The following is a 12,329-nucleotide window of genomic DNA, read 5'->3' on the forward strand; positions in this document are numbered from 1 at the left end:
CATCGTCAAGGCCGGCGACAGCATGGGGACGCTGTCGCCGGCCTTTCATCTTCGGGGCTATAAGGGGGATCATGACCCAGAAATTCGACCGGCGCATGTTGCCGATCACATCGGCCATGGCGGCGGCCCTGCTCGCCACCGGCTGCTCGCGCAGCCCCGACACCGCCGACCGCGACTTGCGTGTATGCCGCGATGCGCAGGGGCGCCGGGTCGAGGACCGCAATTGCAGCTGGGGCGGCAGCGGCGGCGGCCATGGCTGGTATTATCTGGGCCGGGGCAGCGCGGTCGCGCGCGTGGGCGAACGGGTGAGCGGCGGATCGATCGCCCCTTCCTATGGCCATAGCTACAGCCCGGCATCCTCGGCCAATGTGACGCGCGGCGGCCTTGGCCTGTCGGGGCGCAGCGGCCACAGCTGATGGAACGGATCGCCTGCACGCCGCGCCCGCACTGGCAGGCCCGCGTCGAGCATCTGGGCCTGGTCTGGCATGGCGCCGATGCCCAGCCCTATTGGGATGAAAGCGCCTGTTATCGCTTCAGCCCCGACGAGGTCGCGGAGGTCGAGCAGGCCACCGCCGAACTCTATCGCCTGTTCCTCGCCGCTGGCCAGCATGTGTTGGATCAGGATCTGCTCGGCAGCTTCGGCATTCCCGATTTCTGTCATCAGGCGATCCGCGAGGCGTGGGACGGAGAGCCGGCCGCGCTCAACTATGGCCGCTTTGATCTCGGCTATGACGGCGCCGGGCCGCCCAAATTGTTCGAGTTCAACTGCGACACGCCGACCAGCCTGCTGGAAGCATCGGTGATCCAGTGGGACTGGAAGGAGGCCGTCTTTCCCGGCGCCGACCAGTTTAACAGCCTGCACGAGCGGCTGGTCGACCGCTGGCGCGCCATCGCCCCGCCGCGTGGCACGTCGATGCTGCACCTCACCTATGTCGACGGCAATATGGGCGAGGATGCGGTGACCGTCGCCTATATGGCCGACACGGCGCGCGAAGCGGGGATCGACACCCAGTTGATCCAGACCCAGCAACTGGGATGGGACCATCAGCGCCGCCGCTTCGTCGATCTCGACAATCGGCCGATCGACGCGCTGTTCCACCTCTATCCCTGGGAATGGATCGTCCATGAACCCTTTGGCCGGGAAGTGGTGGAAAGCCTGTCCTCCACCCTGTGGATCGAGCCGATCTGGAAGATGATCTGGAGCAACAAGGCAATCCTGCCGATCCTGTGGGATCTGTTCCCCGACCACCCCAATTTGCTGGAGGCCAGCCGCGTGGCCATGACCGGCGACCATGTGGTGAAACCGCTGCTGTCGCGCGAGGGCGCCAATATCCGCCTCGTCCAAGATGGCGAAACGGTTGCCCAGAGCGGCGGCGACTATGGCGAGGAAGGCTTCATCTACCAGCGGCTCTATACCCTGCCCGGTGCAGGCGACCGGCGGCCGGTGCTCGGCAGTTGGGTGGTGGATGGCGACCCCGCCGGCATGGGCATTCGCGAGGATGGGCCGATCACCGGCAATGCCGCGCGCTTCGTGCCGCACATCATCGGCTGAAGGTTCAGCGCGGGTTCAGCGCCGGAAACCGACCTTAACCCGTCCTGTAGGAGCAACGCCATGCGCATAACCCTTGCCCTGCCCAGCCTGTTTCTGACCGCCCTCGCCCTGCCGGCCACGCTGCCCGCGCAAATCGCGCCCAAGACAGAGCCGACCGCACCGCCCGGCCCGTTCAATGTCCGGGTCGAGCCTCGGCCCTCGGGCGACTATGAACTGGATCGCGCGCGTCAGGACATACGCGACGGACGCAAGAGCGGCACGCTCAGCAAGAAACAGGCGCGCGCGCTGCGGCGAGAGGCCGACCGCGCCGACGCCCAGGCCGATCGCAGCGCCCGCGATGGCCTCAGCTATTCCGAACAGCGCGAAATAGACATGCAAGGCCGCGCCCTGCAGAGCCTGACCGAGGCCCAGCGCAGCCAGCCGGGCGGAAAACGGCCTTAGGGCTTAATGGGTGGTTTCCCGCCATTCCCCTCCCGTAAACGGGAGGGGTAGCGAGACTTATGCGCGCAGCGCATTAGTCGCAGCGGGGTGGGCTTGTCCGACGTACAGCCCACCCCCTACCCCCCTCCCGCCTGCGGGAGGGGGAACAGGTCTGGAATTAGTCGCCTCCCCTCATTGCCCCGCCGGCGCATATGTCCAGTTCTGGGCGTTGCTGCCGTCCATCATCGCGGTTTCGGCCATCAGCAGCCGGCCTTCGCGCCAGTAGCGGATGCGTTGGGGATAATCATGGTCGGGATTGGCGAAGCTGATGTCGCGCACGCCCTGTTCCAGCACGGGGAAGATCGTCTCCTTGCCGCCCTCCGGCGCCGCATGCAGCGTCAGCGTTCCGTCCGCCGCACGCACGATCCGCATCACCTCCCAGCTTTGCAGGCTTTCGCCCCGCCCGCTGCGCCCCATGCCGATCATCACCCCGCCGCGCGGCAGCGACCAGAGTTCCTCGGTCCAGCGGTCGCCCCGCTCCTGCTGCCATTCGCCGGTCAGCCATTCGGGCAGGTCCGCCGCCTGCGCCAGCGACGCCGCGCCCAGCATCAGTGCCGCCAGCATGATCGATACGCTCTTCTTCACCGCTACACCCTCTGTCCAGACCCGCGACCCTGCGCTATGGAGCGCGCAACATCTCTCCCGCTATCTCGGACCGGCCAGCGCGCCGGGCAAGGACAAATCTATGACTTTTCGCATGCCTGCCGAATGGGCGCCGCACGACTGGACCTGGATCGGCTTCCCGACCAACCCGGACGAATGGCCCGGCGCCTTTGACGGTGCGCGTCGCCAGATCGCCGATTTCGCGAGCGCGCTCCATGCCGATGGCAAGGGCGAGGAAGTGCGTCTGGTCGTCGCCAACCAGGCGGATGCCGACGCTGCGCGTGCGCTGGTCGCGCCGGGCGTCACCATCGCCGTCCACAGGCTGGGCGACGTATGGCTGCGCGACACCGCGCCGATCGCCGTGCTGAACGGCATGACAGGCGAGCGCGCACTGGTCGATTTCGGCTTCAACGGCTGGGGCGGCAAATATCAGATGCCCGGTGACGAGGATATTGGCGCGCGCCTGGCCGCAACCACCGGCATGGCGACCTCGACCCAGAATTGGGTGTTCGAGGGTGGCGCGATCGACACCGACGGCACCGGCCTGTTCGTCACCACCGAGCAATGCCTGCTCAATCCCAACCGCAACCCGGACCTTGATCGCGGCAAGATCGAGACGTTGCTGGCCGGCGCGCTCGGCCTGTCCGACATGCTGTGGCTGGGCGATGGCCTGCTCAACGACCATACCGACGGCCATGTCGACAATCTTGCCCGCTTCGTCGCGCCGGGCAAGCTGGCGCTGCCGATCGCGACCACGCCGGACGATCCCAACACGGCCATCTATGCCGACGCCCGCGCCCGCGCCAAGGCGCATGGCGTGGAGGTGGTCGACATCCCCTCGCCCGGCCTGGTGCTGGTCGATGGCGAAGCGATCCCCGCCAGCTACATGAATTTCTATGTCGGCAATGCCGCCGTCATCGTCCCCATCTATGGCCAGCCCAATGATCAGGCCGCGCTCGACGCCTTCGCACCCTTCTTTCCGGGGCGCCAGATTGTCGGCCTGCGCAGCGACGCGATCCTTTCGGGCGGCGGCAGCTTCCATTGCTGCAGCCAGCAAATGCCCTCGCTGGTCTAAGGGTTAGTCCCCCGTTGCGGGGATGCGCATGCGGGCGCAATTTCCGGGCCGGGCGGCGCAGCGTCGCCCGGCTTCAGGAGCATTGCCCCATGTTTCGTCCGACCCTTGCCACTTCACTGATCCTGCTGGGCGCGAGCGCCGGCACAGCCCAATTGCCCAGCATCATCGGCATGGGCGCCGACAATGCCGCAGGCGTGCTGGGCTATTGCGTCAAGAACCGGCTCGTTGATGCGACCAGCGCCAATGCCGTGCTGGACAAGCTGCACAAGAAACCGGGCGTGAAGGGCTCGGGCGCCTTCAAGTCCGGCGAGACCGGCATCATCCATGCCGGCAAGAAGGACATTTCGCTCGACAGCCTGAAGGGCGATGCCAAGGGCAAGATGTGCTCCATGGTGCTCAAGCAATCGGCGTCCCTGCTATAGGCGCTTCCCGGTAGCGCGGCGGCGCCATAGCCCCTATATCGCGCGGCGAACCCATCATGGAGTGATGAATGACCCGCGTGACCGTCGCCGCCCTGCAGCTCGCCTTTTCGGACGACATGGCCGACAATATCGCCATGGTCGCCGATCATGTGACCAAGGCCGCCGCCCGCGGCGCGAAGATCATCCTGCCGCCCGAACTGTTCGAGGGCCATTATTTCTGCCGGCAAGAGGACGAAGCCCTGTTCGACCGCGCCCAGCCGACCGACCAGCACCCCGCCGTGCAGGAAATGCGCAAGCTGGCCAAGGATCTGGGCGTCTATATCCCGACCAGCTATTTCGAACGGGATGGCCATCATTATTACAACTCGCTCGCCATGATCGATGATGAGGGCGAGATCATGGGCGTCTATCGCAAGAGCCACATTCCCGACGGTCCGGGCTATGAGGAAAAATATTATTTCCGCCCCGGCAATACCGGCTTCAAGGTGTGGCCGACCAAATATGGCACCGTGGGCGTCGGCATCTGCTGGGACCAATGGTATCCCGAAACCGCCCGCTGCATGGCGCTGATGGGCGCGGAAATGCTGTTCTACCCGACCGCGATCGGCTCCGAACCCTATGATGCGGAGTTGGACACCAGCCGCATGTGGCGCCGCGCGATGATCGGCCATGCGGTCAGCAACTGCATGCCGGTGATCGCCGCCAACCGCATCGGCGAGGAAGAGGGCCAGAAATTCTACGGCCACAGCTTCATCAGCGACGAATGGGGCGATTTCCTCGCGGAGTCCGACGCCAGGGACAATGGCGCGCTGGTCGCCACGCTGGATCTTGCCAAGGCAAAGATCCATCGCGCCGGCATGGGCTTCTTCCGTGATCGCCGCCCCGAACTCTACGGCCGCATCGCGCAGGATATCTGATGACGCACTGCAACCCGGCCCGGATCGGCTGATGCAGTCGATCCTGGTCTATATCGCCGCCGCCCTGGCCGAAATCGCCGGCTGCTTCGCCTTCTGGGCCTGGCTGCGGATGGACAAGTCGATGCTGTGGCTGATCCCCGGCACGGGATCGCTGCTGCTCTTCGCCTGGCTGCTGACCCTGGTCGACGCGGCGGCGGCGGGCCGCGCCTATGCGGCCTATGGCGGCGTCTATATCAGTTCGGCCCTGCTCTGGCTCTGGCTGGTGGAGGGCGTGCGGCCGGACCGCTGGGACATGGCCGGCGTGGCGCTCAGCCTGGTCGGCGCGGGCGTCATCCTGTTCGGCCCGCACCGCGCCTAGAGCATGATCCGTTCATACTGAATCGGATCATGCTCTGTTTGCCTTTTTGTTTTCCGCATTTTCCGAGCCAGCAGATGATGCCATCTGCTTCGAAAATGCTCTAATTGGCGGACGTCAGCCCCGCCAGTTCCACTGCCCGCGCGAACACCGCCTCGAACATCTCCGCCGTCAGCCGGTTGGTATTCTGGTTGTAGCGCGAACAATGATAGCTATCGATCAGCATCCGCCCGTCGGGCATGCGATGCTCCGCCCCATGGGCAAAACGCGCCTTGGGCAGCTTGCCACCTAGCACCTTCACCGCCGACTGATGCGCAATCTCGCCCAGCGCGACGAAGGTCCGCGCGCGCGGCAGTTGCGCCACGCCGTCGGCCAGGAAGGGGCGGCAGGCATGGACTTCGGCCGGCACCGGCTTGTTCTGCGGCGGCAGGCAGCGGACCGAATTGATGATGATCGCGTCGCGCAGTTCCAGCCCGTCATCGCCCCGCGCCTCATAATTGCCCTGCGCCAGCCCGAACTTCTTGAGCGTCGCGAAGAACAGCTCGCCCGCGACATCGCCGGTGAAGGGCCGGCCGGTGCGGTTCGCGCCCTGCTTGCCCGGCGCCAGGCCGATGATGCCGATCCGCGCCATCGGGTCGCCAAAGGCGGGCACCGGCGCATTCCACCAGTCGGGATGTTCCGCCCGGCATTCCACGCGCAGCGCGACCAGGCGCGGGCAGAGCGGACAGTCACGGGGCGGTTCACTTGAAAGGGGACTTTGCAGGATCATGGCGCTCAGATAGGCGCTGCACCATGCCGGACACAAGCCGCCACCTTTATGCGCTTTCGATCGGATCGAATCGGCCGCTCTCGGCCCGGCTGACGCCGCCGCGCCTGCTGGCCGAAGCGGTGCGCCGGATCGGCGCGCTGGGCGATGTGGTCGCCCTGTCGCCGACGATCGAGACGCCGCCGCTCGGCCCCTCGCGTCGCCGCTTCGCCAATGCCGCGCTGCTGGTCGACAGCGCCCTACCCCCGCCCGCCATGCTGGCCGCGCTTCAGGACATCGAGACCGGCCTTGGCCGCCGCCGTTTCCAGCGCTGGGGCGCGCGCCGGCTCGACATCGACATCATCCTCTGGTCGGGCGGACGCTGGCGCGGCCGCGACCTCACCATCCCCCACCCCGCCTTTGCCCAGCGCGACTTCGTCCTGCGCCCGCTCAGCGCCATCGCGCCCGACTGGAAATGCCCACATTCCGGGCACAGCGTGCGGCATCTCCATGCGCTTTTGCGAAAAGCATCCTATCATCGTGCCACAAGAGGTTGACCAGCCGCCCGCGCGCCACTAGTGCGAGCGGTCTCGACAGGGGGTCCATAGCTCAGTCGGTAGAGCAACTGACTTTTAATCAGTAGGTCGCTGGTTCGAACCCAGCTGGACTCACCACCCCAGACATCGCGATAGAAACCGATCCCGGCGCATCCTTGCCGATCGAGCGCGCGCATCCACGCCATTTCTGCGCACGGCGCACAACTGTCGTGCCGACAAACGACAGGACAGGACGCGCCCGGATGATATCGAGCGGGCGACGCGCTCGCTGCCAAGATCCGGGGCGCACACCGCGGTTTTCAAAAGCGGGCGCGTCACCTTTCCCATGCCCTGATCATCCCTCATTGCGCCTACCCGCAAAGCAAAACGCGGCCCCGGAACAAGCCCGGAACCGCGTCTTTGCCCTTCCCCAAGGGAATGGGATCAGAACTTGCCCTGGATACCGACGAAGAAGCGCTGACCGGGATAGGCCATCTCCACCGGCATATCGCTGTTGATATAGAGTTTGGTGGATTCCTTGGTCAGATTCTGCGCTTCCAAGAAGACACTGAAATGATATTGCGGGAAGCGCAGCGTGATCTTGCCGTCCAGATAGCCTTCACCCCTGCGATAGAGCGGATTATTACCGTTATTGGCATCAATCACCGTCTGCATCCACTTGGAGCGATAATTGTAGCTCAGGCGGAAATTGAGCCAATCCTTGTCGTAGAAGAAGCTGGCATTATAAGTATATTTCGACATGCCGGGATATTCTTTGAGTTCCGCCCCGGTCGCACTGTTGGTGAGGTTGGTCCGCAACGCCCGCGAATAGCTGAAATTCGCGCTAGCCCCGAAACCATCGAACGGCTTGGGCAGGAAGGTGAAGGCAGTCTGCGCATTCGCCTCGATGCCGTCGAGCAGCGCACCAAAGCCATTGACCGGCTGGCGCACCGTATAGCTGGAGCCGTCGTTGAACAGGTCCACGCCGCTGCGGGTCACATTGGGAATGACGAAGCTGGATTCATATTTCTTCCAATAGCCCAGGCTCAGCATCGTGTCGGCATTGGGATACCAGGCCAGGTTCACTTCCCACTGGTCGGCACGATAGGGCTTGAGCGCCGGATTACCCGCTGTGCAGGTATCGTCCGTGCCCGTGATGGTGATGTCATCCAAACAATTGATGTTCGGCACCAGGTCGGTCGGGCGCGGTCGCGCCAAATTCTTGGCCCAGTTGGCCCGCAGGAACAGGTCGCGCGCCAGTTCCAGATTGGCGTTGAAGGCCGGCATGATGTCGGTATAGCTGTTGCTGATCGTCACCGATTGCGCCGCCAGAACGACGGTTTCCGTGCCGCCGGTCGGGGTGAAGCGGGTCACGCGGCTGACATTGGTGCCGGTCCCTTCATCCTTGGTATGCATCCAGCGCACGCCGGCATTGCCGGTCAGGCGCATGCCGAAAATCTGGGTATCGATATCCGCCATGACATAACCCGCCAGCACGGTTTCGTCGATCTTGGCGCTGGGCACCTGCGGGAAACCATCGGCGAAGCGGACCAGATCATGATCGAACCCCGACAGATCGTAGAATTTCCCCAGTTCCTCGGCATCGAAATTGGGGAAGGCGAGCCCCGTGGGCAGGCCAGCCGGCGCGCCCTTCAGGCCGGAAAAGAGCGGCGCGCCACCCGTGGTGCCGCCAATCGCGCCGATCAGCGCGGTATATTGGGCGGGCGTCATATACCAGGTATTGCCGTTGCGCGTCTGGGTCGGATTGGCGACGATATTGGTGGTGTAGGAAACATTCGCCGACGACTGATAGGTCATGCTCGTGGGATCGAGCAGTACCGAACCACCACCCTGATAGTTCAGGAATTTTTGTTTGCGCCCCTGGGCACCAAATTCGATCTTGCTGACGATCGGGTGATCAATTTCCCAATCGACGTCGATCTTGAACTGATCTTCGGTATTGTTGAACTCGCCCGGACGATATTGCAGGCCGGGGCCATAGACCGGCAGCACCTGGCCATTGGCGCCGGTGCGGGTGAAGTCGGCATAGACCGCCGGATCGGCCGGGTCGAAATTGGATGGGAAGCTGAAGACCGGCAGCCCCTGGTCATTGTTGCGGTCGATGGTGATGCCCGACACGCTGGTGCCCAGCGAAATGAGGTTGGTCTGCTGATCGGTATGGGCGGTCGCATGCGATCCCATCACGTCAATCTTCAACCGGCTATTGGGTTCCCAGGTAAAGCCGCCCGAGAAATATTTGCTGTCCTGGTCATAATCGAAGTCGCGGCGCTGCACGCCGATGATGTTCGCCGCACCATTCCAGTTGGGGTTGGTTGCGGTACCGATGTTGACGGCGTCAAGCGCGGTGGTGAGGCCGGTGACAACATGGTTCCCGTTGACCGTCGAAGTGCCCAGCTGGACCCGGCGACGCGACGTGCCGCCGCCCGCGCCGGCTGCCAGCTGCGGATCGAGGTTGAAGCGCTCGATGCGGCCCAAATCCACCGAATAGTTGGTGTCCTGCAGCTTCTGGTTGCGCAGATTGACCTGGCCGTTGACATAGGCGCGGAAATTGGGCGCCACCTGATATTGCAATGTGACATCGGCCGAGATGCGCTTGTCATTACGCACCAGTTGGCGATAGCGCGGCACGGTCGGCGCCCAGTCGAAGAACTGGGTTTCGCACGCCAGCCGGTTGGCGGTGGCGGCCCCAGTGGTCGCACCACCGACGCCAGCGCAGCTCTCATATGTATTATAGTTGCTGTAGAGCGGGTTAGCGACCGTCTTCTCGGTCGAATGATCGAAATCGGCCAGCCGCTGCCAATTAGTGTTGCTGATATAATCCTGGCGTGTGTCGACGTCGCTATAGGTGGCGTTGACCAGGATGCCCAAGCCATCGATCAGGAATTTGGGCGCACCGGCAAAGAAGGTCAGGCGCGGCTTCCAGCTTTCCGTAAGATCCAGATGCTGGCCCGACGCGACCATCGAGATCAGTGGATCCTTCAGTTCCAGCGGCTTGCGCGTTTCGACGCGCACCGTGCCGCCGATGCCACCTTCGGTCAGGTCGACGGCATAGCCTTTATAGACGTCGATCGACTTGACCAGTTCGGCCGCGATTTCGCGGAAGTCGCCGGCGCGCGAACCGAGCGCGCTGACCTGGCTGACACCGTTGATCTCGACGCGGTTGAGGTCGGGTTCGACGCCACGGATCGAGATCTGGTTGCCCTCGCCAAATTCGCGGCTCAGCTGGACACCGGTGATGCGGGCGAGCGAGTCACCGATATTCTTGTCCGGGAAGCTGGCGATATCATCGGCGACGATCGAGTCGACGACGGTGTTCGCTTCCTTCTTGCGGTTGATCGCCGATTGCAGCGAGGCGCGGGTGCCGACAACGACGATATCGGCGGCCGAAACGGCGCCTTCCTTCTTTTCGCCTTCGTCATTTGTCTGAGCAATAGCCGAAGCCGACATCAGCATGACGCCCGCCATGGCGAGAGCAGAGGCGCCCTTCAGCGTCCGGCGAACCATTGCGATGTTGGAAAAATGTTGCACGCTTTCAGTGGTATGCTCGCGCATAGCCGATCCCCTCTCTCCCAGAACACCCCATGACCGACTCCGTTTCCCCACGGTCGTCGAATCAGTTTCTAGACGGAGAGTTACTGAACCTATATGTGGGATGCAATTCTAATATTTGGATCAGTAGTGATCCGGAGGGGAGATTGATGCAAATGCGCACCACTATTCGGGCCTTTACCATGACGCTCGGGCTGGCGACTTCGACCATGGCATTGGCAACTGGCCCCACCGCCCGAATAGCGGCCGAACGACTTGATCGTGGCGCGGTAGCGCTACCAACACAGGATGGCGGCATGCTCATTACATGGCGTCTGCTGGCCGATGATCCCGCCACCATCCGCTTTCGCCTGCTGCGCGACGGCAAGCCGATCCACGACAGCCGCGTCGGCGAAGCCACTGCCTTCGTCGACAGGAAGGGCAGCACGACCAGCCGCTATGCGGTGCAGCGGATCGGCGACAAGAGCGGCCCCTCCCCCGCCATGATGTGGGACAAATCCTATCTCTCCATCCCCCTAACGCCCCCCGCCGACGGCGTCACCCCCGCCGGCGAGTCGTTCAGCTACACCGCCAATGATGCCAGCGCGGCCGATCTGGACGGCGACGGCCGTTACGAGATCATCCTGAAATGGGATCCGACCAACAGCCATGACAACAGCCAGGGCGGCTATAGCGGGCCGGTCCTGCTCGACGCCTATCGGCTCGACGGCACGCGCCTGTGGCGCATCGACCTTGGCCGCAATATCCGCGCCGGCGCCCATTATACCCAGTTCCTGGCCTTCGACTTCGACAGCGACGGTCGCGCCGAAGTGGCGATGAAGACCGCCGACGGCACGGTCGACGGCATCGGCACGGTGATCGGCGACGCCAGGGCCGACTGGCGCGGCCATGATGGCGAAGTGCCGCAGCGCGACCGCACCGGTGCCAAGATACTGCCCGATGGCACCAAGGTCGCGCCGATGCAGGGCCGCATCGTTAAGGGGCCGGAATATCTGACCGTCTTCGACGGCCTCACCGGCAAGGCACTCGCCACCGCCCCCTATGATCCGCCGCGCTATCCCGGCGGCAATCCCACGACGCAGCAGCTGGCCGAAAGCTGGGGCGATGGCTATGCCAACCGATCCGACCGGTTCCTGGCCGGCATCGCCTATCTCGACGGACATCTGCCCTCCATGGTCTTTGGCCGCGGCTATTACGCCCGCACCGCGATCGCCGCCTGGGACTGGCGCGACGGCAAGCTGACCCAGCGCTGGCTGTTCGACAGCAGCCAGCCGGGCAATGGCGACTATGCCGGACGCGGCAATCACCAGCTTTCGATCGCCGATGTCGATGGCGACGGCCGCGACGAGGTGATCTATGGATCGATGGCGGTCGATGACGATGGCAAGGGGCTGTGGACCCAGCCGCTCTTCCACGGCGACACCATGCATGTCAGCGATCTCGACCCCGCCCGTCCCGGCCTCGAAAAATTCGGCGTGTTCGAGGATCAGCGCCAGAATGGCATGATCGGCTCCGCCCTGCTCGACGCGCGCACCGGCCAGATGCTCTGGTCCACCCCGGCCGAAAAGGACACCGGTCGCGGCGTCGCCGCCGATATCGATCCGCGCCACTGGGGCGCCGAGTTCTGGAACTCCAGTTCGGCCGAACTGTTCGACGTCGCCGGCAAGCCGATCGGCCCGCGCCCGCGCCAGATGAACTTCGCCATCTGGTGGGATGGCGACCTGCTGCGCGAACTGCTCGACAAGACGACCATTTCCAAATGGGACTGGGAAAATGGCAGAGAAATCCCCCTGCTCTCGCCCGAAGACCTGTCGTCCAACAATGGCACCAAGGCGACACCGGCGCTGCAGGCCGACCTGATCGGCGACTGGCGCGAGGAAGTGGTGTGGCGCAGCGCCGACAATCGCGAGTTGCGCATCTACACCACCCCCTATCCGACCACGCACCGCTTCGTCACGCTGATGCAGGATCCGGTCTATCGCCTCGGCGTCGCCTGGCAGAACACCGCCTATAACCAGCCGCCGCACACCAGCTTCTATCTGGGCGCCGGCAAGCAGGGCGAACGCTGACCCTC

12 protein-coding genes and 1 tRNA gene are annotated in these 12,329 nt (G+C 64.1%); 10 read left to right on the top strand and 3 right to left on the bottom strand.

Features of this window, described 5'->3' with window-relative positions; translation table 11 throughout:
• The first annotated feature begins 71 nt into the window (after window positions 1-71).
• The 3 genes from JQK15_RS10035 to JQK15_RS10045 are packed head-to-tail and all read left to right on the top strand — an operon-like array spanning window position 72 to window position 1,993.
• Window positions 72-416 (top strand): hypothetical protein, encoded by a 345-nt coding sequence (locus JQK15_RS10035; protein ID WP_214865299.1) that lies wholly within the window; start codon window positions 72-74, stop codon window positions 414-416.
• The gene (locus tag JQK15_RS10040) at window positions 416-1,552 is read left to right on the top strand and encodes a glutathionylspermidine synthase family protein (protein WP_214865301.1); all 1,137 of its coding nucleotides are present in this window, start codon (window positions 416-418) and stop codon (window positions 1,550-1,552) included. Before JQK15_RS10035 ends, JQK15_RS10040 begins: the two co-directional genes overlap by 1 nt.
• 60 nt (window positions 1,553-1,612) lie before the next feature.
• Window positions 1,613-1,993 (top strand): hypothetical protein, encoded by a 381-nt coding sequence (locus JQK15_RS10045; protein WP_214865303.1) that lies wholly within the window; start codon window positions 1,613-1,615, stop codon window positions 1,991-1,993.
• A 171-nt stretch (window positions 1,994-2,164) separates the two neighbouring features.
• On the opposite strand, the gene JQK15_RS10050 is transcribed toward JQK15_RS10045, so the two are convergent.
• Complete coding sequence (locus JQK15_RS10050; protein WP_214865305.1) at window positions 2,165-2,617, bottom strand: DUF6265 family protein; 453 nt, start codon at window positions 2,615-2,617, stop codon at window positions 2,165-2,167.
• Window positions 2,618-2,717: 100 nt separating this feature from the next.
• On the opposite strand from JQK15_RS10050, the gene JQK15_RS10055 reads away from it, so the two are divergent.
• From JQK15_RS10055 to JQK15_RS10070, 4 genes are all read left to right on the top strand, one after another.
• Window positions 2,718-3,710, top strand: a complete 993-nt coding sequence (locus JQK15_RS10055; RefSeq protein WP_214865307.1) for an agmatine deiminase family protein — start codon at window positions 2,718-2,720, stop codon at window positions 3,708-3,710.
• An 89-nt stretch (window positions 3,711-3,799) separates the two neighbouring features.
• Entirely contained in the window at window positions 3,800-4,132 is a 333-nt protein-coding gene (locus JQK15_RS10060) for a DUF2501 domain-containing protein (RefSeq protein ID WP_214865309.1), read from the top strand.
• A gap of 68 nt (window positions 4,133-4,200) precedes the next feature.
• On the top strand, window positions 4,201-5,049 hold the full coding sequence (gene aguB / locus JQK15_RS10065; protein WP_099230338.1) for an N-carbamoylputrescine amidase: 849 nt from the start codon (window positions 4,201-4,203) through the stop codon (window positions 5,047-5,049).
• A gap of 31 nt (window positions 5,050-5,080) precedes the next feature.
• Window positions 5,081-5,407 (top strand): YnfA family protein, encoded by a 327-nt coding sequence (locus JQK15_RS10070; RefSeq protein ID WP_037507824.1) that lies wholly within the window; start codon window positions 5,081-5,083, stop codon window positions 5,405-5,407.
• Between the two features lie 100 nt (window positions 5,408-5,507).
• Here the strand turns inward: JQK15_RS10070 and JQK15_RS10075 are convergent, their stop codons facing one another.
• A complete protein-coding gene (locus tag JQK15_RS10075; RefSeq protein ID WP_214865311.1) occupies window positions 5,508-6,173 on the bottom strand; it encodes a uracil-DNA glycosylase in 666 nt (221 codons plus the stop codon).
• Window positions 6,174-6,196: 23 nt separating this feature from the next.
• On the opposite strand from JQK15_RS10075, the gene folK reads away from it, so the two are divergent.
• Both folK and JQK15_RS10085 read left to right on the top strand, forming a co-directional pair.
• Window positions 6,197-6,706, top strand: a complete 510-nt coding sequence (folK, locus tag JQK15_RS10080; RefSeq protein WP_214865314.1) for a 2-amino-4-hydroxy-6-hydroxymethyldihydropteridine diphosphokinase — start codon at window positions 6,197-6,199, stop codon at window positions 6,704-6,706.
• Window positions 6,707-6,747: 41 nt separating this feature from the next.
• Window positions 6,748-6,823 (top strand) — tRNA-Lys (locus tag JQK15_RS10085).
• A gap of 306 nt (window positions 6,824-7,129) precedes the next feature.
• On the opposite strand, the gene JQK15_RS10090 is transcribed toward JQK15_RS10085, so the two are convergent.
• Window positions 7,130-10,258: a TonB-dependent receptor gene (locus JQK15_RS10090; protein ID WP_214865316.1), complete on the bottom strand. Its 3,129-nt coding sequence runs from the start codon at window positions 10,256-10,258 to the stop codon at window positions 7,130-7,132.
• Window positions 10,259-10,410: 152 nt separating this feature from the next.
• Here JQK15_RS10090 and JQK15_RS10095 point away from each other — a divergent pair, with 152 nt between their 5' ends.
• On the top strand, window positions 10,411-12,324 hold the full coding sequence (locus JQK15_RS10095) for a rhamnogalacturonan lyase (protein ID WP_502956807.1): 1,914 nt from the start codon (window positions 10,411-10,413) through the stop codon (window positions 12,322-12,324).
• Window positions 12,325-12,329: the final 5 nt, after the last annotated feature.

Origin of the sequence: Sphingobium sp. BHU LFT2 (genome assembly GCF_018604485.1) — a bacterium.
Taxonomy (GTDB): Bacteria; Pseudomonadota; Alphaproteobacteria; order Sphingomonadales; family Sphingomonadaceae; genus Sphingobium; species Sphingobium yanoikuyae_A.